This is a genomic window from Dysgonomonas sp. PF1-14 (assembly GCF_029892965.1).
Lineage (GTDB): Bacteria > Bacteroidota > Bacteroidia > Bacteroidales > Dysgonomonadaceae > Dysgonomonas.
In genome coordinates this window covers 25,883-51,040 of the sequence record NZ_JARXWN010000021.1, presented here as the reverse complement: position 1 = coordinate 51,040, position 25,158 = coordinate 25,883, and the positions used below count along the sequence as shown (strand labels likewise).

The 25,158-nt window shown below is 41.2% G+C and carries 16 protein-coding genes; 7 read left to right on the top strand and 9 right to left on the bottom strand.

The window, feature by feature from the left end; all coding sequences use genetic code 11:
* On the top strand, nt 1-129 hold the full coding sequence (locus M2448_RS18490) for a hypothetical protein (protein ID WP_280647599.1): 129 nt from the start codon (nt 1-3) through the stop codon (nt 127-129).
* Between the two features lie 636 nt (nt 130-765).
* Nucleotides 766-2,076, top strand: a complete 1,311-nt coding sequence (locus M2448_RS18485; protein ID WP_280647600.1) for an RtcB family protein — start codon at nt 766-768, stop codon at nt 2,074-2,076.
* A gap of 89 nt (nt 2,077-2,165) precedes the next feature.
* Here the strand turns inward: M2448_RS18485 and M2448_RS18480 are convergent, their stop codons facing one another.
* The 3 genes from M2448_RS18480 to M2448_RS18470 form a co-directional block, all read right to left on the bottom strand.
* Nucleotides 2,166-3,233 carry an ankyrin repeat domain-containing protein gene (locus M2448_RS18480; protein WP_280647601.1) on the bottom strand — a complete coding sequence of 356 codons (1,068 nt, stop codon included), beginning with the start codon at nt 3,231-3,233 and terminating at the stop codon, nt 2,166-2,168.
* Nucleotides 3,234-3,461: 228 nt separating this feature from the next.
* Nucleotides 3,462-4,217 carry an NYN domain-containing protein gene (locus tag M2448_RS18475; protein ID WP_280647602.1) on the bottom strand — a complete coding sequence of 252 codons (756 nt, stop codon included), beginning with the start codon at nt 4,215-4,217 and terminating at the stop codon, nt 3,462-3,464.
* Between the two features lie 144 nt (nt 4,218-4,361).
* The gene (locus M2448_RS18470; protein ID WP_280647604.1) at nt 4,362-4,538 is read right to left on the bottom strand and encodes a hypothetical protein; all 177 of its coding nucleotides are present in this window, start codon (nt 4,536-4,538) and stop codon (nt 4,362-4,364) included.
* Between the two features lie 244 nt (nt 4,539-4,782).
* On the opposite strand from M2448_RS18470, the gene M2448_RS18465 reads away from it, so the two are divergent.
* Both M2448_RS18465 and M2448_RS18460 read left to right on the top strand, forming a co-directional pair.
* Nucleotides 4,783-5,223, top strand: coding sequence for a DUF3836 domain-containing protein (locus M2448_RS18465; RefSeq protein WP_280647605.1), 441 nt, complete (start codon nt 4,783-4,785; stop codon nt 5,221-5,223).
* Nucleotides 5,224-5,414: 191 nt separating this feature from the next.
* Nucleotides 5,415-6,929 (top strand): TROVE domain-containing protein, encoded by a 1,515-nt coding sequence (locus M2448_RS18460; RefSeq protein WP_280647606.1) that lies wholly within the window; start codon nt 5,415-5,417, stop codon nt 6,927-6,929.
* A gap of 270 nt (nt 6,930-7,199) precedes the next feature.
* Here the strand turns inward: M2448_RS18460 and M2448_RS18455 are convergent, their stop codons facing one another.
* From M2448_RS18455 to M2448_RS18445, 3 genes are all read right to left on the bottom strand, one after another.
* Nucleotides 7,200-9,776 (bottom strand): hypothetical protein, encoded by a 2,577-nt coding sequence (locus tag M2448_RS18455; protein WP_280647607.1) that lies wholly within the window; start codon nt 9,774-9,776, stop codon nt 7,200-7,202.
* A gap of 79 nt (nt 9,777-9,855) precedes the next feature.
* Complete coding sequence (locus M2448_RS18450) at nt 9,856-10,197, bottom strand: MGMT family protein (protein ID WP_280647608.1); 342 nt, start codon at nt 10,195-10,197, stop codon at nt 9,856-9,858.
* 157 nt (nt 10,198-10,354) lie between these two features.
* Nucleotides 10,355-12,580, bottom strand: a complete 2,226-nt coding sequence (locus M2448_RS18445) for a glycoside hydrolase family 3 C-terminal domain-containing protein (protein ID WP_280647609.1) — start codon at nt 12,578-12,580, stop codon at nt 10,355-10,357.
* A 421-nt stretch (nt 12,581-13,001) separates the two neighbouring features.
* Here M2448_RS18445 and M2448_RS18440 point away from each other — a divergent pair, with 421 nt between their 5' ends.
* Complete coding sequence (locus M2448_RS18440; RefSeq protein WP_280647610.1) at nt 13,002-18,815, top strand: DUF3320 domain-containing protein; 5,814 nt, start codon at nt 13,002-13,004, stop codon at nt 18,813-18,815.
* Nucleotides 18,816-18,819: 4 nt separating this feature from the next.
* Here M2448_RS18440 and M2448_RS18435 read toward each other — a convergent pair whose 3' ends face one another.
* From M2448_RS18435 to M2448_RS18425, 3 genes are all read right to left on the bottom strand, one after another.
* The gene (locus M2448_RS18435) at nt 18,820-19,887 is read right to left on the bottom strand and encodes a retron St85 family RNA-directed DNA polymerase (RefSeq protein WP_280647611.1); all 1,068 of its coding nucleotides are present in this window, start codon (nt 19,885-19,887) and stop codon (nt 18,820-18,822) included.
* Nucleotides 19,888-20,576: 689 nt separating this feature from the next.
* Nucleotides 20,577-22,151 (bottom strand): Rne/Rng family ribonuclease, encoded by a 1,575-nt coding sequence (locus tag M2448_RS18430; RefSeq protein ID WP_280647612.1) that lies wholly within the window; start codon nt 22,149-22,151, stop codon nt 20,577-20,579.
* A 311-nt stretch (nt 22,152-22,462) separates the two neighbouring features.
* Entirely contained in the window at nt 22,463-22,756 is a 294-nt protein-coding gene (locus M2448_RS18425) for an HU family DNA-binding protein (RefSeq protein ID WP_280647647.1), read from the bottom strand.
* Nucleotides 22,757-22,897: 141 nt separating this feature from the next.
* On the opposite strand from M2448_RS18425, the gene mutY reads away from it, so the two are divergent.
* Both mutY and M2448_RS18415 read left to right on the top strand, forming a co-directional pair.
* On the top strand, nt 22,898-23,956 hold the full coding sequence (gene mutY, locus M2448_RS18420; RefSeq protein WP_280647613.1) for an A/G-specific adenine glycosylase: 1,059 nt from the start codon (nt 22,898-22,900) through the stop codon (nt 23,954-23,956).
* Between the two features lie 74 nt (nt 23,957-24,030).
* Complete coding sequence (locus M2448_RS18415) at nt 24,031-24,957, top strand: glycosyltransferase family 2 protein (protein WP_280647614.1); 927 nt, start codon at nt 24,031-24,033, stop codon at nt 24,955-24,957.
* Nucleotides 24,958-25,158: the final 201 nt, after the last annotated feature.

Here is a 25,158-nt window from a genome sequence, read left to right as displayed (position 1 = left end):
ATGAAACTATGTAAATACTTATTTGGAGGCTTATTGTTTTTTACTACAATAGGGTTACAAGCTCAGGTAACGATAGGCTCGGGAATAACTCACTATACGTGCCACTGGCGCTGTGCTGCGTTGTATTAAAGATAATTAATGCGAATTTCAGTAGTTGAAATTATATGTTTGTTTATTAGTTACTAGTTACTTCGCCCTTTGGGCAGTTACAAGTTACAAGTAAAACCCCTTTATTTATTGTCTCCAGATCGTGCTTTAGCCCGCGCCATTAGCTTTATGGACGGGGTACCCGTAGGGAGAGAAAGGCGTAAAACAAAAACGTGTTTGAGCTTAGCTATCAGTTCGTAATATGCAAAAGTCATGAGCGAGTTTTTCTGTTTAGCCTTTGAGCCCTCTAACGGGTCGTCCTATGAAGCGGGTCGCTAAAGATTTTTTGATTCCTTTTGGGGCTTAGGCCAAAAGGAATGCAAGCAATCTGTGATTGCGCGCAGAAGAAGATAAACAAACATATAATTTCAACTACTGATTCGCATCAATAATGAACCGATAATATCTTTCAGAGAGATGCCGAAGTCACAGGATATTGTTTTTACCGATTCCCACGAAAATAAATATATAAATGATGTCAATACCCGCCAAAGGAAAATTCTGGAAAAATATGGATATGTAAGTAACTGTTGTATGAAAAATAATTCTAGCTACGCAGAAAAGCTGCGCATCGGCATGTTTATCTTTGTAGCAGAATAACAAAAACAGTATAACACAATGATCAATTTAGAAGGAAAATACAACAAGGACTGTAAAATATTTATCGACAATGTGGAAGCCGAAGCCATCGGGATGGTAAAGAATATACTGAACGAAGAAATATCCGAAGGCGTACAGGTACGAATTATGCCCGATACGCATGTAGGTAAAGGTATTGTGATAGGATTCACCATGCCGATGACCAAGATGATCAATCCGAACTATATAGGTGTAGATATAGGCTGCTCGGTGACTGCACATAAACTTAATAAACGAATCGACGCCGATCGCCTGCCAACATTAGACCATGCCATCAGACGTTCTGTGCCTATGGGTATGAACATCCGTAATGAAAAAAACTTTGACAACTGGTGGATAGCTCCGTATCTGGAAGCTGTGAATACAAACATAGCCGCCTTTCAGCAGGAATGGGCAAAGCGTTTCGGAGAAGCCAAATCGCCTGTAATAGTGGATAAAGAATATATTGCTCAACTGTGTAAAAGAATCGGGACTAATGAAAATTCGTTCTACTTCTCGGTGGGAACATTGGGTGGGGGAAACCACTTCATCGAAGTCGGCGAATCGGCAAACGACGGATCGCATTATCTGACTATTCACTCCGGATCGCGAAACTTCGGGCTGAAAATATGCAACTACCATGCAAAGAAAATGGAAGCGACAAATAACCTGCCTACAGCATATTACGATGAGTTTGAGTATATAACCAAGCATACACAGCCAACAAGCGACATCCCTCAGAAGCTGAAAGACCTGAGCAAAAAGTATAAAACCGACAAGAAAGAATATCCATTGGAAGGTGACGATATGTACAACTATCTATTAGATATGGTGATTGCACAGACTTATGCGCAGTTTAACCATAAAGCAATGTCGAAAGCGATATTCAAAGATCTGGGAGAAGATTTTGAAGCGATAGATTCGGTTTACTCTATGCACAACTTTATCGATACCGCCGACTGGATTATAAGAAAAGGCGCTATCAGATCGTACACAGGCGAAAAGATGGTGATACCTTTCAATATGCAGGATGGAATCCTTATCTGCGAAGGTAAAAGTAATGCCGACTGGAACTGCTCTGCTCCACATGGTGCAGGACGTGTTTTAGCCCGTAACAAGGCACTGGAAACACTCGATATGGCCGAGTTCACCAAAAAGATGGAGGGTATCTACTCCACTTCGGTCTGCCAGAAGACCTTAGACGAATCGCCAATGGCTTATAAAGACAAGAATGTGATTATAGAAGCGATAAAGGATACTGCGACAATAATAGATTCGGTAAAACCGATCATGAATATTAAGGCTTTGTAGGATAATGATAATATATAAGCTGTTAGCTCATTATTAATAGCTTATAATTTTTTATTTTCATTTGCGTCTGTAGATTTGCAATCCTCTGTTTACAAGCCATACATTACTTTTGTTGCCCAATAGCACAACAGTAGAAGAATAACTACAAAGGCAAAGAAAAGAAGAAGTTTTATCTTAGCCGGCTTTCCCAGACCAACAAGTTTCGGAGTTTTTAATATCGGATCAGGTTTGAAAGATTTTGATTGTTTCCATTCTGCGAAGCGGCTATCAAGCAATTCGACTATCCATGCGTAGTTTTCCCAAGTGTCCTTGATTTCATATGCACAATCATCCATAAGGTCGTGAAAATAATACTTCTCATAATATGCCTGTAAAAATTCATTTGCTCCATCAGTAAAATCTCCACTCAGCAGGCAACCGTCACAGTATTCTTTCAAAAAAACACTTGCTTTGGCTTTCTTTTTCCTGACATTATTTAATACCTGTTGCTCCTCTTCAGATAACAGATTTCCCGAAAAGAGACCTCTTTGGATTATCCAATTCAACAACATTGCTATATGCACGTAAGCTCCGTCAACAGGCTTTCCATTCTGTTCAAAGTATTCAAAATGCCATTTTGCCTTGTCGTAAGCGACGTTTTCTTTAATGCTCATCTTATTTTTCTCCAACAGTTCTATCATTTTATCGTCTCCTATTTTTTTAGCCAAACCCAAAGGGCTATTTCCCTTCACATTTTTATGATTGGGATCTGCCCCGTATTTTAGGAGCAATTCGACCAGAGAGTAATTACCATCAATTCCTCTCATCACGTAAGATAATGCTTGATTATTAACGTCATCACAAATATTAACGTCTGCATTGTTTTCCAATAATAATCGGGTTATTTCTATCCTTTTTTCTATGCTGTCATGATCTATAGGTCGTTTGTCCCCTACAAAAAACAAAGGAGTTTTACCATACTTGCTTAATGAGTTTGGATCTGCTCCATATTCTAATAACAACCTCACGGCACCAACTTCTACAGATAGGACAGCACAGGTTAGAGCTGAAAATCCCAAGCCTGATTCTTTTTTGTTAATTTCTTTTATAGTACTTTTCTTCAACAGACTTTCAAGTCCAGTCAAATCGCCTCTTATTGCATAACCCATTATATCCATATCAATTCATTTTTAAATTTGTCCCCCGTTGAGGGTGTGTCAAAAGAAATTTCTGGTTTCTTTCTGTCATCCTGACCAAAGGTAAGGATCTCTTTTGATAGAAGAGATGCTTCGCTAACGCTCAGCATGACAACGGAAGGTAACACTTTGATAGTGCTGTTTTACTTTTGACACACCCTCCTCAATATTATAAGGATTTATAATCTGATAAAATAAATAATACTCTCCCTAATCCTTCACCCTCACATAGATCAGCTTCGTATGTCCTTTCTTATCCACATCGCGCTCGTCTATTTCAAATACTTTCTTTTGCGATTTGATCAATGGCGTCAATTTCGGGAAGCCATAGTTACGCGGGTCGAAGTCGGGACGCTTCTTGATAACCAAGTTGCCCACCTCGCCCAGATATGCCCAGCCATCGTCATCCGCCACATCGCGGATTGTAGATTTCAGTAGTTGTAATATTTTTTTATTTACAGGCTCTATATTGGCTTTCTTTGGTGCAGGAGAATCTTTTGCCGCCGTATCGGACTGGGTATCCGAGTTATCCAATATCTCTATATAGATAAACTTATCGCAGGCAACGATAAACGGACTGGGCGTCTTCTTCTCTCCCAAACCGATCACGAACATTCCCGATTCGCGCAGTCTGACTGCCAGACGCGTAAAATCGCTGTCGCTGGAGACAAGGCAAAAACCATCAACCTTATCACTGTGCAATATATCCATAGCATCTATGATCATCGCCGAATCGGTCGCATTTTTTCCTGTAGTGTAGCTGTATTGCTGTACGGGAGTAATGGCATGTTCCAACAGGGGCTGCTTCCACCCCGATACGGTCGGCTTCGTCCAGTCACCATATATCCGCTTGATAGTAGGATTCCCGAACTTTGCTATTTCATCCAGCATTCCTTTTATATTCGCATAGGGTACATTATCGGCATCGATAAGTACTGCCAGCATCAGATCTTTATTTTCTGTCATATGTTTTTTATATTTCATTTCATCGGATATCAAATATACGCTCTTTTGCAAAAAATATGGTAATTTATTGCATAAAAGATTACCTTTGTCCCTGCAAGTAAGTGCCGTAGATAAGAGTTACTTCGATAACGAACCTAAGGTAGCTTAGACTCGGGCAACCGATTCCGCGAAGCCGGGTTGAAATCCGGCAGGGCAAAGCACTATGCGCAAGTCTCTCTGAGATGTCGAATGCCGGTTCACTGCCCCGCAAAGGGTAAGAACGTTCGCAGCCGTACGGCAAAGTCTCTTTTCGCCTGTAGCCTTACTTGTTTTTCTCTCCATCCTTCCCTTCCGGGCAACCTATAACTCCTACTTATCATATAGGCGGGTGAAAGATTTACGCTCTATCTAAACTTTCTCAAAAGCAATCAAGAAAAAACACACTTGATAATAAGCATCTTACGAATAAAGAGAAAATATTTCGCAAAAACTGTAACCTTTATCAAACTGGCCTCGTCATATTCACAGAAAGCGCTTAGAATAATTACTGAAATTTTTATTTACCATCTTATTAAAATTTACAATTATGAAAACTATAATATTATTTGTAACAGCATTATTCCTATCGGCAACAATAACAACAGTATCTGCAAAAACGCCAAAACGAAAAAAATATGTTAATACAGAGATTACAGAAACTGGTCTTGTAAAAGAATACTTAGTTCAGTATGAAGGATACGACCCTATGCTTAAATATGTTTATGAGTATGATACTGATAATAATAAGAAAAATGTCACTGTTTACAAATGGAATGGTATATCCGGTTGGAGAGCAATACATAAATACGATTATACTTTCGACGGTGGACGGCTCGAATCCATCGTATATACTAAATGGAGCAGAAAAAAAGAGAATTGGGAGAAGAAATCAGAAATAACCACTTATCAGTACGACAATAATGGAAATTATCTGGCAATGAACAAGGAAATAGTAGACTATAGTAAAAATATGACCGCAAAACAATGATATACAAACGATTTATTTACATCCGAAGAGTCCGGTATCTATTGAGATGACCGGATTTTTTAGTTAAAAATTCAATTTTTATAAAAATAATTTCATCTGCGCAAAAAAGCTGCGCACCTATGTCTGCATCTTTGTAATGTCAAACAATAAAAGAGTGTCGTTAAGACCTTAACATTTTAAAAATTACTAAGATGAAATTTAATTTCTTAAACAAAGGAAAAAACAAAGTAGTAAACTATGAGGGAGCTGAAGCTTACCGTATGTCACCTGAGTGGCAACTATATACTGCTGCGGTTACCTCTTCGTTGAGTGACAAGTTTTACGAAAGCGCAGAGGCAAGAATAGAAACTCTGCGTAACCTGATCGTACACTGCGATCCTGTATTTGTAGCACAGTTGGCAGTATATACCCGCCAGAAGATGAATATGCGTTCCATACCATTGGTATTGGCTGTAGAATTGGCAAAAGTGCATAGAGGAGATTCCACTGTAAGTAAAATGGTATCGAAAGTCGTACAACGTGCCGATGAGATCACCGAATTGCTGGCTTACTACCAGTTGGCAAACAGCAGAAAGGATACGAAGAAACTAAATCGCCTGTCGAAACAGCTACAAGCCGGCTTGCAGGATGCTTTCAATCGGTTCGATGAGTATCAGTTCGCCAAGTACAACCGCGATACGGAGATAAAGCTGCGCGATGCCCTGTTCCTTGTCCACCCAAAAGCGAAGGACGAAGCTCAACAAGCATTGTTTAACAAGATAGTAAACAATGAGTTGGAAACTCCATACACATGGGAGACAGAACTTTCGGCTTTGGGACAAAACAAATACCAGACCGATGCTGAAAAAGAACTGGCTTTCCGTACTAAATGGGAAGAACTGATAGACAGCGAAAAAGTTGGCTATATGGCATTGATGCGTAACTTACGCAACATATTGGAGGCAAAAGTCTCGAAAGAACATATAATAAAAGTATGCGATACCTTGTCGTCAGCCGATGCCGTACGCCGATCAAAACAGTTGCCATTCCGTTTCCTTGCTGCCTATCGTGAAATATCGAAAGTAAAATCGGGCTATGCCGGGCGTGTGATGGAAGCCCTTGAACAGGCTGCAAGCATATCCGCCGAAAATATAAAAGGCTTCGACGAAGATACCAGTGTAGCTATAGCCTGCGACGTATCGGGATCTATGCACATAACAGTATCGCCAAGAAGCTCGATAATGGCATACGACATCGGGCTGATGCTTGCCATGTTGCTGAAATCGCGTTGTGCCAATGCTATAACCGGTATGTTTGGTGATATATGGAAAGTAATAAATGTACCTACCAAAAACATATTGTCGAATGTAACTACTTTCTATAGACGAAGCGGTGAAGTAGGATATTCTACTAACGGCTACCTTGTAATAAAAGATTTGCTAAAACGCAAAGAGCAGGTAGACAAGGTGATGATGTTTACCGATATGCAGCTATGGAACAGCAAGAACGATAAGAAAATAGCAGATGTATGGAACGATTACAAAAAAATATCGCCAAACAGTAAGCTATACCTGTTCGACCTTGCAGGACACGGAAACACTCCGCTGGATGCTACCCGAAAAGATGTATATCTGATAGCAGGCTGGTCGGATAAAATATTCGACATCATAGCCGCTATCGACAACGGTGGCAATGCACTGAGTGAAATTGAAAAAATAGAACTGTAATAATTATGAAAGTTTTGCGAATGGCGTAGCAGAGAGTTACTTCGTAACTAAGGCTCTTTGTGACCGTTACTTCGCAAAACTTTTTTGTATTAATTGCCACGACTTTTAAGGCGTGGATAAGAGCTACTAAGGAAAAAAGGCTTTAGCCAAACATCGTTTTAACCTATTCTTATTTGACTAAAGTCCTTTATTTTTAGACATCTATACCTCCACTTAAAAGTGGAGGCAACTAGAAATCTCCTAGTAAAACAAATACAACCTTATATAATATCAGAAACCCATTCCCAACTGGAACATAAAACGGCTGCCGTCACTCGATCCGAAGTATGAGAACTTCCCTGTGAACTTACGAAGAATAGTCAGCCAGAAACCTCCGCCATAAGACGAATGCCACTTGTCAGAAGTCTCGTCCTGATACCATACCCGCCCATGATCTATTCCGGCGAATACGCCATATTTGAGCGGAGTCAACGGATTTTGCAGCTTACCCATATCGAGACGGATATCGGAATACTGATACAACGACTGTTTACCTATAAAGCGATTTTCGCGGAAACCTCGTAGTTCGGTCGTTGCCGCCTGATAGAACTCATATTTGTCGGAGAACAGAGCAGTACCCTTTACCTGAGTAGCAAAGGTGATGCGGTCTGTGATTTTTAGGTTTATACCTATCTTACCCTTTGTATAAGCATAGTTCCGTTTCGGGTCGCCTACATTTATATTCCAGCCCACCGTACCCGAGAGCGAGACAGAAGAGACAAAGCCATCCATTTTTTTATTCAGGTCGTAAGTGCCACCCAGATTCATATAATACTGGGACGAGAACATGCGGCTGTCGTCCTCATAAACAGTATTGATAAAGCGGTCGCGGTCTTTCGGATTTTTTACCTTATACACCTCAAATGAAGAAAATACATTGAATGTCTGTTCCTTACTCATATTGTAGTACAGGGCAGGAGCAAGCATATACTTAGTGATATTCACGCGGTTATAGTTCTTCTTTTCATCCTTATACCCGCGCGTGTCGTTTCCAAACCCGAAGAAGTTGGAAAAATAGGCAGGACTGCCAAAGTATGCAGCTACATGCAGACTCTTCTTATGGTCGTAGCTCGGAAATATCCCCTGATATGTAAACCCGTTGGTATAGTCATAGCTTATCTGATGGCGACGCGTATAAGGTGCACGTCTGAAACCATATATTGTGTAAGCGACAGAAGTACCCAGATTCAGCCCCAGATCGGAGTCATAAATACCGATAGGCGTAAAAGAAATAGTGGAATATTTCAGCCGTTGGTAATCGTAGTCCAGTGCGCTTTCTTCATTCGGTATGATCACATTTGCTGTTTTAAGATCTTTGAGTCTTTCCTTTTCAGACTTATATTCATATACAGATACATTTTTACCATTGTATATCTTGTAGTTGTTTTTTCCCCCTCCACCAATCAGCAATAGGGAGATATTTCTCTTCTCTTTATCCACCTCAAATTCATCATCTCCTCCCAGTCCATACAACCAGATCTCTTTCGTGTATTTTCGCAGGTACTTCTTATTCAGTATCAGCCGGTCGGTAGCCTTATCATATATACGTATATTGAGGTCTTTATTATCATCCTGCTCTATCACAAAGCGCTCACTCTTATTTGAACCCGTAACAACAGGGGTCTTCTGGGTGTAAACATAATACTTCATCGCTGTCTCTTCCAGATGGTTCCTTCGCTGTATGAGGTTCTTTTTCAGTTCGTCAGCCTCCGCATTCTGCATTTCTTTTGGTAGTTTCGAGAATGCTTCATTTATGACGGCATCTGTCAGTTGTGTTTTAAGTTGTTTTGCCTGCTCCTGCCACGATACAGCCGTACAGTTCTGAGTAAGAGCAATGTCCAGAGCATAGGAAAGCTTATTGAACTTTTTTAGATTTTTAAGTTCATCTTCATAATTAGTAATGAAGCCTACGCCAAGCATATTCAAGAGTTCTTTAAAGAATACACCATCCACTTTCGAAAAAGCATGGCTACGGTCTAATGTCTGCGGAATATAGACAGTAGAATCTCCTGCCGAAGTAGGTATCCAGTACCAGTTTTCCGATATCTTATTCCAGTCACCTATCAGCATATCAAAGAGGCGTGCCCTTATATATGTCTTTTGGTCTACTTTTGCAAAATTATCTTCATGGAGTTTATCTATCAGTGCTTCTACATCATTGAGTACAGTCTTATCCCTCAGATCGGGTAGGTGAGATATGCTGGATAGCTTGTCTTCAACGGCACTGCCATCCGATATGGTGTCACAATCACTTCCCCCTACAACATAAAACATTGAAGAACCGGAAGAGCCTACCTTAGCCGATTCGGCCAGATGTTCGGAAACAACAAACATATAAGGGTGAACTACAGTATATGCCTCCTGAATAAAATCGTTCAGATAAGTATCCTTAAAATCCTCCTGTTTGTACACACTTTGAAAAAAACCGGATTGGAGAAAACTAGATGAACCGCCTAATGGTTTCAGCATATACAACTGGCTTTGTTTATCCTCCAATATCAGAGCATGCAGCTTCGGTAGTTGTTCTTTTACTGAAAGTCCCCCAAATAGTGAGCTTAATGAAACTGTACGCGCAGTCACAGGCTGATAGTAAAGTCCGCTGTAGTGCTTTCCCCATGCCCAATAGTAAAAACCACCATGTTTTTTCGGGCTTTCAGTGTAAATCGGTTTCTGAATATTTGCGCCCAGTGTCAGTGGAATGGAATCTCCGTCACTTTGCGCAACCGCCATCAGAGGGAGGATAAGCAGAAAAAGAATACAGAAAAAAGCAAGTTTGTGTTTTGTGTTATGTCGGAAATGTATTCCCATTCAAATACGATTAAATTAGTGTTAATACCTTAAATGTAAATTATATTCTGATATCTTAGTCCTTTTCGGATCAAAAAAATCATTCCAGCTGTATCTCTTTCAACGGATCCCAGTAAACTTTTTTCCAGTTACTGATCTTATCATTTACAACGGTGACCCCTTCAGCCTCGAGTAGTTCCTGCATCTTTGTCGGGGTATCGAAAGCAAACCTGCCACTCAGGTATCCCTGACTGTTGACAACCCGATGTGCCGGAACACCTTTTTCGGTACAGCCTCCCATCATAGCCCCTACCATCCGCGACAAGTTTGGATATCCTGCTGCTTTGGCTATAGCGCCATAAGAGGTTGCACGACCTGCCGGAATATATTTTACAATATCATATATTGCCTTTCTGAAGGCATCTTTATCGGATATAACCATAAAATCATATCACTTGTTTATACTCTATACAAAAATAGATAATTATTGAAAGAATTCATACCGGATAACGGAAAATCATCGGCGCGGCCATTATCAGCATGAACCAAAAAAGGCCGACACTTAATATGCCGACCTTCAATATATTCAGATTTAGATACTATTTCAGTTTAAACATCACCTTATCCTTTATGTCGTTAGCTGAGGCAGCGATGATGGCCTCGAAATCCCCCGGTTCGGCCACCCATTCGTGCTTCTTGTCATCGAAGAAAGAGAGAGCCGACTTATCGATTGAGAACGTCACAGTTTTCTCTTCCCCAGCCTTCAGGAAAACCTTGTCGAAGCTTTTCAGTTCCTTTAGAGGTCTTGGCAGGCTCGATTTCAGGTCTGCGATGTATAGCTGTACTACCTCTGCTCCGTCTCTGCTTCCGGTATTCTTTACCTTTACGGAGAATGATATTTTATCGTTCTGATTCATCTCCTTCCTGTCAGCCTGCACCTTACCATACTGGAATGTCGTATAGCTGAGTCCGTGTCCGAAAGGGAACAGAGGTTTGATGTTTTCCTTGTCCGTCCAGCGGTAGCCTACAAAGAGCCCTTCATGGTAGGTTGCTTCCTTATCGACTCCCGGATAGTCTCCCAGCTTGTGTGCACCATTATCTTCGAGTCTGGCAGGGAAAGTAAACGGCAGCTTTCCCGATGGGTTGGCATCACCTGTCAGTATAGAAGCCAGTGCGCTGCCCGATTCCGTACCGTTGTACCACGATTGTATGATGGCAGGCACCTCATTCACCCAAGGCATGGCAACCGCATTTCCCGATATATTGACCACCACCAGATTCTTGTTTACTTTCAACAGTTCAGTAATTACTTTATCCTGATCATAAGGCAACCCGAGTTGTTTACGGTCATGCCCTTCAGCATCCTGATAGTCACTCTTATTCAGCCCGCCGATAAAGATCACGATATCGGCATCTTTAGCCATTTTTGTAGCTTCAGCTATCAGTTCTGCGGCTGAGCGTGAATCATGCAGATCTCTTTTGAGCTTTACGCCGTTGTATTCGCTTGTAGGATCCCCTACATAACCGCGTGCATAAGACACCTCAGCCAGTGAAGAAAACCTTTTGACAATGCCATCCCAAGGTGCTACCTCATACTTAGCTTTCAGTGAAGAGCTGCCACCTCCTACAGTCATCGGCTTAATGGCATTTTCTCCGACAACGAGTATCTTCTTTGTTTTATTCAGGTCGACAGGTAGGATATTATTCTTATTTTGCAACAATACAATGCCTTCTTCAGCTATCTTACGTCCGGCAGCCGCATGTTCCGGCGTTCCGAAAGAACCCCAGGGGCGGTTCCTGTCCATAGTCGTACGGAAAGCCAGACGAAGAATATTGCGAACCTTCTTGTCTACTTCCTCCATTTTCACCTCACCAGACCGTAGCAACTTTAAGAACGGATTAGCCAGATAGTAGTTGTCATAGGCATTACTGGCTCCTTCACTCAATCCGTCCGTCCATGATCCGAATTCCATGTCCAACCCATGATAGATGGCTTCTTTCGTATTATTAACACCACCCCAGTCAGAGACGACAACACCGTCAAAACCCCATTCGCCTCGCAGGATATCATTGAGCAGGTACTGGTTGTGGCATGCCCATTGTCCTTTATAGCGGTTGTAGGCACCCATGATAGCCCATGCCTGTCCTTCCTGTACGGCAGCCTTGAAAGCAGGCAGGTATATTTCATAGAGGGCTCTGTCGTCCAGACTTACATTTACTGTATGGCGGTCTACCTCCTGATTGTTCAGTGCATAATGTTTAACACAAGCTGCTACACCATTTGCCTGTACCCCCTGTATATAGGGCACTACCATCATGGACGCCAGATAAGGGTCTTCGCCCATATACTCGAAGTTGCGTCCGTTGAGGGGTGTGCGGTAGATGTTGACACCGGGTCCCAGCAGGATATTCTTGTTGCGGTAGCGGGCTTCCTCCCCGATACTCTTCCCATAGAGCAGCGACATGTCTTTGTTCCATGTAGCCGCCAGGGCGGTCAGTGCAGGGAAGGCGATACAGGAATCGTTTGTCCATCCGGCCTGTTCCCATTCATCCCAGAGTACCTCGGGGCGTATACCATGCGGGCCGTCTGTAGCCCAGTTTTCGGGGATGCCCAGTCGTGGCACTCCTGCTGAACTGAACTTTGACTGTGCATGGCACATGGCTACTTTTTCCTCTAAGGTCATACGCGACAAGGCGTCTTCGATACGGGACTCAATGGGTGCATTCTGATCTAAATATAAAGGCTGATTACTTTGAGCAGATACATTTGCCGCTATGATTCCTATAAATAGAAAACCTAATAATGATTTTACTCGCTTAAGCATAATTTACGTGTTTGATCTGGGTAATATAATTGATTTTAAATTTCTGTTTCTATGTAAGAAGAGCTAAAATAAGTTCTTTTCCGGCTTTACGGGAGGTGTTATATATTCATTGAAAACAAAAATTGCAAGATGTAAGCTTGTTGAGCATCTTTTATGAATTTCGGATGTAAAGATGTCAAATAAATATCATCTGAATCGGTATTTATTGTATATTTTAACCAAAAGGAGATGTTGTTAATATCTTTTAGCTTTTTGGGGTTTGTACGTTCTATATGTTATCATTTTTGACAGGCTAGTTATGTAACCATTTTCTCCTGTATATAAGTTCAATAACAGACATTCATATAAATTTAATTTTGTAATATTGCATTTTCTTATAACACAGAAACATATATAACTATATTATACATCTGCTACACTCATGAATAGGGATACAAATATTGCCAGCGTTGAATTTGTCTGTTTACCCGTTATCAACTTTGCCATGCAGCAAAACAGGGTTTCGATTATCCGCCAGTTTTCGATAGAAAACAAAACAGATGAAGTATTGAAAGATATCAGCATTATACTGTCTGCCGAGCCCGAATTTGCAACTGCTGCACCCTATCTCATCGAGTCTGTTCCGGCAGGAGCAACCGTAAGAATAGAATCGTTCAGAATAAATCTGTCCTCAACATATTTTGCACAGCTGACCGAACGGATGGCAGGAAATTTTACGCTGAAAGTTCTCTCGGGTGGAGAGTGTATTTTTGAAGACAAATATCCGGTAGATATACTCGCTTTCGACCAATGGGGCGGCTTATCTGTCCTGCCGGAAATGCTGTCTTCTTTCATTACTCCCAACCATCCGGCAATAGCGCCTATTCTAAAACGGGCAGCAATCATACTCGAACAATGGACAGGCAATGCTTCTCTGGACGAATATCAGAGCCGTAACCCCGACAGGGTACGAAAGCAAATGGCGGCGATTTATACGGCGATATCTGAGCTGAATATTATATATAGCACTGTTCCTGCCAGCTTTGAAGAATACGGGCAACGCATCCGTATGGCAGATATGGTGCTTACCCAAAAACTGGGAACATGCCTCGATATGGCTGTTCTATATGCCTCTTGTCTCGAAGCTGTCGGCATACATTCATTCATCTTAGTTACACAGAGACACGCTTTTGCCGGAGGCTGGCTTATTCCCGAAACATTCCCCGATAGCATTGTCGATGATGTGTCTTTTCTGACAAAAAGAACTGCTGATGGAATAAACGAAATCACCCTCGTAGAGACTACCTGTATGAACATGGGCAGTAATGCCGACTTCGATCAGGCTGTAAAAACAGCCGCCGGTAAATTATCTCCATCGAGTTTCGTTCTCGCATTGGATGTAAAAAGATCGCGTTTCACCGGAATAAGACCTTTGCCACAGCGCATACAGAAAGGATTGCAATGGGAAATAATAGAAGAAGCTCCGCTGACTGATAAATCACAAGTTGCCCCCGAAAGTGTAAACCCTTACGACTTGTCGGGTATCAGCACTGAGGTAGAGCTCACCAAGCAACTGATGTGGGAGCGTAAGTTGTTAGACCTCAGCCTGCGAAACAACCTACTCAACATAAGGGTAACCAAAAATACATTGCAACTGATAGCTGCCGATCTGGACAAGTTTGAAGACGCATTGGCCGATGGTGGTGAATTTCAGATTATGCCGAAGCCTACCGATTGGGATAACCCTCTGTACAATTTCGGTATCTACCAATCACTTGAAGCCTCCGACCCGATAGCAGAGCTTATAAAATCGGAAATATCACAAAAACGCCTGCGTTCCTATCTTTCCGAAAACGATCTGAGTAAAGCACTTGTACATCTGTACCGGTCGTCACGATTGTCAATTGAAGAAAACGGAGCAAATACGCTCTACCTTGCTCTGGGCTTGCTCAAATGGTATGAGACACCCAGCAGTGAACGCCCAAGATATGCGCCGATCTTGCTACTGCCTGTAGAAATTATACGTAAATCAGCAGCTAAAGGTTATGTGATCCGCTCGCGGGAAGAAGATGCGATGATGAACATCACCTTGCTGGAGATGCTTCGGCAGAATTTCGGCATCACCATATCAGGGCTCGATCCGTTGCCTGTAGACGAAAGCGGAGTAAATGTCAGACTGATCTATTCCATCATCAGAAAAAGCATCAAAGACCAGCGCAAATGGGATGTGGAAGAACAGGCAATTCTCGGTATCTTTTCTTTCAATAAGTTCATTATGTGGAACGATATCCACAACAATGTACATAAGCTGAAAGAAAATAAAATCGTATCGAGTCTCATCAATGGTAAGATAGAATGGGATGTGCAGGAAGATATGGTCGATGCCGCAGTTCTAGACAAAGACCTTGCCCCCACGGATATTGTTTTACCTATTAACGCCGACTCATCGCAACTGGAAGCAATATATGAAGCAGTAAATGACAAGACATACATTCTGCACGGCCCTCCGGGAACAGGCAAATCGCAAACCATAACCAATATTATAGCCAATGCCTTGTACAAAGGTAAAAGGGTACTGTTTGTCGCTGAAAAAATGGCAGCCTTATCTGTTGTTCAAAGCCGTCTGGCGGCGATAGGACTGGCGCCGTTCTGCCTCGAACTGCATTCGAACAAAACGAAAAAATCAGCAATTCTGGCTCAACTGAAAACAACGACAGAGGTATTGAAACATGCTGCGCCGGAAGATTTTGAACAGGAAGCCGTACGACTGGACAAGTTGCGTAACGAAATGAATGTGTATATAGATGCCCTGCATAAAAAGTATTCTTTCGGGCTTTCCATATACGATGCCATCGCCCGTTATCTGTCTATCAGTAACGATACTGAGTTTACCATGCCTCAGGAACTACTGGACGGGCTTACCAAAGATGCCATTCTGGAATGGAATGATGCCGTAGAACTGATGGTGAGTACCGGACGAGCTTTCGGTCATCCGTATAACCATCCGCTGACAGGTATCGAGATATCGGGTTACTCATCTGCCGTAAAAGATCAAGCTACGAAACTCATTGCGGATACTATCGGCTTACTGTCGGAGATAAAACCAAAGCTGAATGTACTGGCACGACTATTAGGCGATGCGGACGCTAATTACGACAAATACCAGATCGACATTATATCGGGTATCGCGTCTAAGCTTCTGCAAATACCCGAGCTAACTCCTGCTCTGCTAAAACAAACACGAGTAAACAAAATACTGGATAATTACAAGGGGGTAGTGGTACATGGTAGGGAACGCGACAAGATAAAGCAAGAGATAACCTCCAGATTCATGGACGAAATTTTGTCTATAGAAGCTAAGATCAAGTTAAATGAATGGAATCAGGTCTCAAACAAATGGTTCATTCCTAAATTTTTCGGTCAGCGCAAGATAAAGAAACAACTGAAACCGTATGCGCTGAGTAGTAGCATTGCTACGAAAGATGTAAAAAGTATTCTGGTACAGACTATAAAATATCAGGACGAAGAACAATACGTTAGCCAATACAATGACAAAACCCCTTCCCTGTTCGGAGAATATGGGAAGAATAATAGTGAAGATTGGAATACCATCTCACAGATTATCACAGATTTTGAAGGGTTGAATGCCCTGATACTGAATTATGCGAAGGATATAAGTAATACAGCAAGAATAAAAGAAGCTATAGCCGGACAGCTTTCGGAAGGAATAGATTCGTTCAGAAGTATTCATGGAAACTCTCTAGCCGAAATAAGCAAACTTTTATCTGATTTGTCTGTTGCCGAGAACAAGCTGCATACTACATTGGGAGTAGATAAAGGTTACTTGTACGACGATTCTGTGTACTGGACAGATACCGCCTTGTCGCGCCTCAACTTGTGGTTGACAAACATAGATAAACTGAAAGACTGGTACCAGTGGTTGCAGGCCTGTGAAAAACTAGATGGGCTGAACATTGGTTTCATTGCGGACGAATACAAGAACAGGAATATACCGACCGATTCTGTTATGGATGCTTTCCACAAAGGATTTTATCATACTTGTACCGATTATATTATTGCGAGGGAACCGAATCTGGAATTGTTCAAAGGAAAGCTTTTCAACGATGTGATAAAGAAATATAAGGAGCTGACCACCAATTTCGAAGAGCTTACCAAGAAAGAACTCTATGCAAAACTGGCTACCAATATTCCATCATTTACCAAAGAGGCTGTCCAAAACTCCGAAGTAGGCATTCTTCAACGGAATATTAAGAATAATGGACGGGGAACCTCTATCCGCAAACTGTTCGACCAGATACCGACCCTGTTGTCGCGGATGTGCCCTTGTATGCTGATGAGCCCTATATCGGTAGCACAATACATCGACCCCGATGCCGATAAATTCGACCTTATCGTTTTTGACGAAGCATCGCAGATGCCAACCTATGAGGCAGTCGGTGCTATTGCGCGCGGAAAGAATGTAGTCATCGTAGGCGACCCTAAACAAATGCCTCCGACCAGTTTTTTTGCAGTGAATACTGTAGATGAAGAGAATATAGACATGGAAGACCTCGAGAGCATTCTTGACGATTGCCTTGCCCTTTCCATGCCATCGAAATACCTGCTGTGGCACTACCGCAGCAAGCACGAAAGTCTTATAGCATTCAGCAACTCGGAATACTACGACAACAAACTGCTTACCTTCCCGTCTCCGGACAATATTGAATCGAAAGTAAAGCTGGTGCAAATCGACGGATTCTACGACAAAGGAAAATCGCGACAGAACAAGGCCGAAGCTCAGGCAGTAATAGACGAAATCGCGAGACGACTGTCGGATGACAATTTGCGTAAACGCAGTATCGGGGTGGTTACATTCAGTTCTGTTCAGCAAACACTTATCGAAGATCTGCTTTCCGACCTTTTCGTCCTTCGCCCCGATCTGGAGGCAATAGCCCTCGAAAGCGAAGAACCGTTATTCATCAAAAATCTGGAAAATGTACAGGGAGACGAGCGCGACATCATCCTGTTCTCGGTAGGCTATGGCCCCGATACTAACGGGCGTGTCAGCATGAATTTCGGCCCACTCAACAGGCTCGGTGGAGAACGCCGTTTGAATGTAGCCGTCTCTAGAGCACGTTACGAAATGATCATTTACTCGACTTTGCGACCTGACCAGATAGACCTCAATAGGTCTTCTGCTGTAGGTGTAGCCGGATTGAAACGCTTCCTCGAATATGCTCAACGTGGCGAAAGAGTGGCTATAGATACACAAACTTCAACAGATACAACCATATCTATTGAAAACGTTATTGCCAAAGAGCTTCGCAAAGCAGGATATACCGTCCATACGGATATAGGCTGTTCGGGATATAAAATAGATATAGGCATAGTAGGTGAAAAGAATCCATCGAACTATATTCTCGGAATCTTGTGCGATGGAGAAAATTACAAACAGACCAAGACTGCCAGAGACAGGGAAATAGTCCAAAACGGTGTACTGAAATTGCTGGGATGGAATATCTGCCGTATATGGACTATGGACTGGTGGGAAAAACCGGAGGAAGTGATGGAGACAATCGGAGATACTATAAGGATGGTAAAGGAGGATGAGGAGAAAAAGCCACAGGAGATTAAGTATAAACCGACCGTTACTATACAGAGTGCTGTAATAAAAGATGCTCCGGCTGCTCCTGTAAAAAAAATGGTTGGTGGCGAACAGCCTTATCGCTTTGTCACACTCAGGCAAGTCTCTTTTCCGCCAGAAGATTTTTTCCGCAGCGAGCATAATAGGCTTATACAGCAGCAGATGAAACAAATAATGAGTTCGGAGGCTCCGCTCAGCCGGTCACTGTTGTATAAGAAAATACTGTCGGCGTGGAATATGTTCCGCTTAGGACAAAAATTGGAGGCACATTTAGATATGCTCATATCAGGGCTTCCGTTCTTTAAAACCCACCATGAAGGCACTGTCTTTTATTGGTTAAGCGAAGAACAATTCCGATCGTTCGACATATACCGCACCATGTCGGAGCGCGATGCAGCCGATCTGCCCCCCGAAGAAGTAGCGAATGCTATCAGACAGATATTGACCGACCAGATAAGCATACCTGTAAAAGATCTTTTAAGGATTACGGCACAACTTTTCGGATTCGCCAGAAGTGGTACGAATGTGGATATTGCCATCAATAAAGGCATTAAGGAGGCTGAAAGAAAGGGATTTGTAAAAGTGAACGGCGACAGGATAGTAATAGTATAAATGCTCAGGCTTGGGCCGGAGTTTCCAATTTCCTCAAAGCTGCAATAGATTCCTGTACAAACTTGTTGTCGGGCTCTACTGATAGCCAGAAACTAAGATAACCGAGTATGCGCTTCAGATAGGCCGGGTCTGTGGAGCCGATATGTTGCTTGTGGCTTTCAAGCCCTTTGGAGAGTATGTAGTGTACATTCTTACGAAGCTCTCGCTTTTTGGCTTTGGGTACGGTAAGTTTACGTCCCGAACTGACAGATATACCTGTGATTATCTTGCGTCTGCCTTCTTTTATATGTCTGGTTTTCTTCTTATTCAGTTCCAGACCGGGTTCATAAACTATTTCTTCTATCTTCGGTATGATTATTTCAGGCTCGATAGCATCACCCGAAAAAGTAAGATCGTCGGCATAGCGGGTATAAGTCAATCCGTATTGTAGAGCAAGTGCCGTCAGCTTCTGATCCATTTCGTAAGCAAATACATTACTGATAGCCGGACTTGTAGGTGCTCCTTGTGGCAGGCTCATTCTAAGGCAGCACAACTCGGCAAATATTTCAGCTATATTCGGAGGATAACCAATATTCATAAAAACTTTCATAACATAATCTTCATCTATAGAACCGAAAAAATCTTTTATATCGACCTTCAGTATCTCCTTTTTTCCCAGATGGGGATTAGCGTTATCCACAATAGAAACTCTCCTGCGAAAACCTGTACTGGCAGGATGCACATTCGCCGCCAATAAAGTCCTGTAATAGATATTCCGCTGTATAGCTAGCAGACCGGGTTTCGGTGCAGAGATCGTACGGAATCCTCCGCTGCGTTTCATTATTCTGAACTGTGTGTATTGTCTGCGTACATTCCGGAGTATTGTTTCCAGTTCTTTGGGTGTTACATTCAGAAAATTGGCACACCATGCTACAGCCTCTTCATCAAAGATATCGACCTCATACGAGCCATGCATTATATGATAAGGGTCATATTTCTTCGGATTACTATAGGAAGAATTTCTCTCTGAACTCTGAATGAAAATAATAACAAGCAAAGCAGCGAGCAGTATCACAAAGATAATTATTACCATAGTAGTAGCATATAAAGTAAGAGGATGAGTGTTTACTTTTAGAATTAATAGGCTTTTATTCTAATATCTGAAGGATTTAGAACAATAAAAGCCTATTAATTCTAAATCTCAGAAAATAACTTGAATTAACGGGGCGACTACACCCCCTTCTTGCTAAATCTTTGCTCATCCTCTGTGCAACGAAAATAACACTTTTTTTTAGAGTCGGAAAATTTAAACAGCAAATATATTGCTTTTCTTATGCAAAAAAAGAATATTCAAACACAGTAAAAATACATATCGAATCCGATTATGTAAATTGTAATTATCTAATAATAAGTATTATATGAAATGTGCATAACGGTAAAAACCTATATGTAAATATAATATCACCTGAAAGGAAAATCATATTCTTTATCTTTACTTACGTCTAATCATAATTTCTTAGACAATTAAAGTTTTGAGTCATCTACTGTAAGATTAAAGTACTTAATAATATGAAAATAGTAGTGTGTTTTCTACATTAAATACGTAGATGATTGGAGAGGTGTTGTGAGGGATTCACGATGCCTCTCACTTTTATAATGGGAGATTTATAAAGTTTTAGTTAAAATCTACCATCTCACCCTCAATGGAGAGGGTAACAGAAAAAAGCTGCTTTAAACAAGTTAAAGCAGCTTTCTTTCTATCGTTATCGGGTAATGGTTATTTTATTTTACCTCGAATTCTTGTTTCATATCAATCTCTTCACCGTTTACATCATAGAAATGGTATTCGAGAAAGGCGAGATTCTGGTTAGGGATTATTTTTACTCCCATACCATAACGCCATTTCCATTGCCATTTCAGAGAAACGAATCCTTCATTGATGAATGCTGCAACATACGGGTGTACATGCAAAGTAAACTTTTTCACATTCAGATCTTTCACAAGATAACTGATTTTCATACGCAAGGTGTCTGTGAATAATATAGAAGGCCTTATCTCCCCTTTACCGAAACAGTTGGGACAGGTTTCGGTCGTGGTGATTTCCATTTCGGGACGTACGCGCTGACGGGTGATCTGCATCAACCCGAATTTGCTCAGAGGCAAAATGTTATGCTTGGCGCGGTCGTTGGCCATTAGTTCCTGCATTTTGCTAATCAGCTGACTGCGGTGCTCGCCTTCAGTCATGTCTATAAAGTCGATTACGATAATACCCCCCATATCACGTAGTCTTAGTTGTCGGGCTATTTCTTCTGCTGCCGCGGAATTCACTTCCCAGGCATTGTTTTCTTGTCCTGCTTCAGGATTCTTCGACCTATTGCCGCTATTGACGTCTACCACGTGCAGGGCTTCGGTATGTTCTATGATCAGGTAGGCACCGTTCCGGAAAGTAACAGTCTTGCCGAAGAGGGCTTTGATTTGCTTGGTAACATTGAAGTTGTCGAATATAGGCAACTCGCCATTGTACGACTTTACAATGTTCTTCTTTTCGGGTGCAATGAATGAAATGTAATCCTTAATCTGATTTCCTGTGTCCTGATCGTTTACATGTATTTCCTGAAAGCTTGGATTAAATACGTCACGTAATAAAGCTACTATACGTCCTGTCTCTTCGAAGACGACAGTAGGTAGTTTATCCTTCTGTATTTTAGGAAGATTGTCTTCCCATCTTTTAACGAGTGTTTTTAGTTCAGTATCCAGATCGGCTACTTTCTTGCCTTCGGCTACTGTTCTTACTATTACACCGAAGTTTTTAGGCTTAATACTTTGTATCAGTTGTCGCAGACGCGCCCTTTCTTCTTTCGATTTTATCTTTTGCGAGACTGATACTTTGTCGTTGAACGGGATGACTACAAGGAATCGTCCTGCCAGCGACAGTTCTGATGTAAGGCGGGGGCCTTTTGTCGATATAGGTTCTTTGGCTATCTGTACGAGGATTTCCTGTCCGGGTTTCAGTATGTCGCTGATAGAACCGTCCTTGTTGATGTCGGGTTCGAGCTTCATCTTCGAAATGTTCGGGAACTTCTTTTTGTCGTTCAGTGCCTGTTTGTAGAACTTGTCAACAGATTTGAATTGAGCACCAAGATCTAAATAGTGAAGAAAAGCGTCCTTCTTGTACCCTATGTCTACAAAAGCAGCATTCAAACCGGGCATAAGTTTTTTTACCTTGCCGGCATAGATGTTGCCTACCGCATATGAAGCGTCTCTTCCTTCTTTTTGCAGTTCGACAAGTTTCTTGTCTTCGAGTACCGCTATTGAGACTTCATTGGGTTGGACATCGACTACTAGTTCGCTGTTCATACTATATTTTAGAATTTAGAGTTTTTAGATTTAAATATCTTTATCTAAATCTGAGTGATGCAATTATCTCTATTAAAATAATTGCAGTTTCTATAATACACAAAGAACAAACTTAGAAATTGGATAAATTTATAAGTTTGTTCCCGTATATTTCCCTTAAAGAAAGAGAATAGACTTATTTTTTCTTTTTATGTCTGTTTTTTCTCAGTCTTTTTTTGCGCTTGTGCGTCGACATTTTATGTCTTTTTCTTTTCTTTCCGCTTGGCATGTGATTTATATATTTAGAAATTAATAAATTGTAAACGTGTAAATTACTTTCTTACCTGGATAACGAAAGTTTTAGCAGGTTTAAATGCCGGAATAGAGTGCGCCGGAATAATGATAGTTGTGTTCTTTGAAATATTGCGAGCTGTTTTTTGTGCTCTTGTTTTCACGATGAAACTACCGAAACCTCTTAAATATACATTTTCATTCTTACTTAGAGAGTCTTTAACTACATCCATGAATGATTCAACTGTTTTTAATACAGTAGCTTTGTCAATGCCTGTATTCTTCGCAATTTCGTTAACGATGTCAGCTTTTGTCATTTTCTTATTTTTTAAAATTCTAAACAATTAATTTTTTGGACTGCAAATATATAGCTTTTTATTTACCTTTGAAACAAATAATTATCATTTTTTTTTTAACACTGAGAAATTAACTTTCAAATTCAGATAGGTTTGGCTCTGAATTATAAAATATTGTAAATGAGTAAAAAGGAAAATTTGAGATTAAGTGCCATATTGATACAATGGTATAATGAGAATAAGAGAGACTTGCCTTGGCGTAAAACATCAGATCCCTACATCATTTGGATTTCGGAAGTAATATTGCAACAAACCCGCGTAGATCAGGGTTATGATTATTTTAACCGCTTTGTAGAAAAGTTTCCGACAGTTGCCCTGTTGGCAAAAGCAGGCGAAAGCGAAGTGCTTAAGCTTTGGCAGGGGTTGGGATATTATAGTCGTGCCCGAAATCTTCATGCAGCTGCAAAGATGATTGTGGATAATTTTGATGGAAAATTTCCGCGTGACTATAAAGATATACTAAGCCTGAAAGGGGTGGGAGAGTACACTGCTGCTGCTATAGCCTCATTTGCATTTAATGAACCTTATGCTGTAGTCGATGGCAATGTGTACAGGGTTTTGTCCCGTATATTTGCAATGGATGAACCTATCGATTCGGGCAGAGGGAAAAAAGCCTTTGCAGAACTGGCACAATCTTTACTCGACGAATCAAAGCCCGGTTTGCACAATCAGGCAATAATGGAATTCGGAGCATTGCAATGCGTCCCCGTTTCACCCGATTGTGAAAATTGCCCGGCTCTATCTATATGTATAGCTAATGACAGAGGTCAGGTAAGTGTGTATCCTGTAAAGGAAGGAAAACAAAAAACAAAAAATCGTTATTTCTCTTATTTTGATATACACTGTGGCGACAATGTGTTTTTACACAAGCGTACAGCTAAAGATATCTGGCAAAATCTGTACGAATTGCCTTTGGTAGAAACGAAAGAAGAGCTTTTTACAGAAAATATTGGGCAGAATAATGATGCTAAAGCTTTGCTCGCAACAGCAGAGAATGTAAGAATAAAATATGTAACACAGGTGAAACATGTACTTTCGCATCAGGTAATATATGCAACCTTTTACAAGGTTATAGTTGATAGGATATTGTTGACTGATGGATATATAAAAGTTAAAAAAGAAGATGTAGATCGTTATCCTGTATCACGCTTAGTACATAAATATTTAGAACTGTTGTAAAAATCATAAGGAGCGGTTTGTGTAAGCCGCAAAAGACTTTATCTTTGTATTCAACATAAACCAACAAATTAAACATGGACAGGATATCGTTAATTGTACCTTGCTATAATGAAGAACAAGCCCTTCCTTTTTTATATAAAGAGATTGTAAAACTGGCTGCTGAAATGCCGGATCAGGAATTTGAGTTTATCTTTATTAACGATGGGTCTAAAGACAGGACTCTGGAATTGATAAAAGAACTGCGTGAACAGGACGATCGGGTTCATTACGTTTCCTTCTCGCGGAATTTTGGTAAAGAAGCCGGTATATATGCCGGACTGGAAGCGGCTACAGGAAACTATGTGTCGTTGATAGATGCCGACCTGCAAGATCCCCCATCGCTGATAAAGGAAATGTATGAGAGCCTGAAGACCGAAGATTATGACTGTGTAGCCACGCGGCGTATCGACCGAAAAGGAGAGCCGCCAGTGCGCTCTTTCTTCGCGAAGCAGTTCTATAAGCTGATTAATAAAATCTCTGATACGGAGGTTGTAGACGGTGCCCGCGATTTCAGGCTGATGACGCGTCAGATGGTTGATGCCATACTGGAAATGAGTGAATACAACCGTTTCTCGAAAGGAATTTTCGGCTGGGTTGGCTTTAAGACCAAGTGGATTGCCTTCGAGAATGTAGAGCGTGTTGCCGGTCAGACCAAATGGTCGTTTATCGGACTCTTTCTTTACTCATTAGAAGGAATTATTGCCTTCTCTACACGACCGCTGGTTATTGCGTCTGTGTTTGGGATTTTGTTTTGTGCCATCGCTTTTGTGATGATATCTGTAATTGTATTTAAGAAGCTGATGTTCGGCGACGATGTGCAGGGCTATGCTTCTACCTTATGTGTCATTTTCTTCATAGGGGGTATTCAGCTCTTCTGTCTGGGTATTTTAGGTCAATATCTATCAAAGACATACTTGGAAACAAAAAAGAGACCGATATATATCGTAAGAGAAAAAGCATAACAACTTGTTTTGTAAACTATAGTTGTCAAATTTGCATAATTTGGCAACTATTTTTTTGCTTTTAAAAAAATAAAGAGTAATTTTGCGCCGATTGTCAAACGCGCTCTGGTTAAGGCTTGCAGCATATCAGGGTGACAAAGTGAAATGGATATCATCGGAAGTGAATGACAATTTGTTACTAAAGTTCTAATTTTAATATAA

Bases quoted from the DNA above. Each gene is read 5' to 3' on its own strand.
- M2448_RS18415 (WP_280647614.1), top strand. From the start codon at position 24,031: ATGGACAGGATATCGTTAATTGTACCTTGCTATAATGAAGAACAAGCC.
- M2448_RS18470 (WP_280647604.1), bottom strand. From the start codon at position 4,538: ATGGAGAGAAAAACAAGTAAGGCTACAGGCGAAAAGAGACTTTGCCGT.
- M2448_RS18485 (WP_280647600.1), top strand. From the start codon at position 766: ATGATCAATTTAGAAGGAAAATACAACAAGGACTGTAAAATATTTATC.
- M2448_RS18475 (WP_280647602.1), bottom strand. From the start codon at position 4,217: ATGACAGAAAATAAAGATCTGATGCTGGCAGTACTTATCGATGCCGAT.
- M2448_RS18440 (WP_280647610.1), top strand. From the start codon at position 13,002: ATGAATAGGGATACAAATATTGCCAGCGTTGAATTTGTCTGTTTACCC.
- mutY (WP_280647613.1), top strand. From the start codon at position 22,898: ATGAGTAAAAAGGAAAATTTGAGATTAAGTGCCATATTGATACAATGG.
- M2448_RS18435 (WP_280647611.1), bottom strand. From the start codon at position 19,887: ATGGTAATAATTATCTTTGTGATACTGCTCGCTGCTTTGCTTGTTATT.
- M2448_RS18465 (WP_280647605.1), top strand. From the start codon at position 4,783: ATGAAAACTATAATATTATTTGTAACAGCATTATTCCTATCGGCAACA.
- M2448_RS18450 (WP_280647608.1), bottom strand. From the start codon at position 10,197: ATGGTTATATCCGATAAAGATGCCTTCAGAAAGGCAATATATGATATT.
- M2448_RS18480 (WP_280647601.1), bottom strand. From the start codon at position 3,233: ATGGATATAATGGGTTATGCAATAAGAGGCGATTTGACTGGACTTGAA.
- M2448_RS18430 (WP_280647612.1), bottom strand. From the start codon at position 22,151: ATGAACAGCGAACTAGTAGTCGATGTCCAACCCAATGAAGTCTCAATA.
- M2448_RS18460 (WP_280647606.1), top strand. From the start codon at position 5,415: ATGAAATTTAATTTCTTAAACAAAGGAAAAAACAAAGTAGTAAACTAT.
- M2448_RS18445 (WP_280647609.1), bottom strand. From the start codon at position 12,580: ATGCTTAAGCGAGTAAAATCATTATTAGGTTTTCTATTTATAGGAATC.
- M2448_RS18455 (WP_280647607.1), bottom strand. From the start codon at position 9,776: ATGGGAATACATTTCCGACATAACACAAAACACAAACTTGCTTTTTTC.
- M2448_RS18490 (WP_280647599.1), top strand. From the start codon at position 1: ATGAAACTATGTAAATACTTATTTGGAGGCTTATTGTTTTTTACTACA.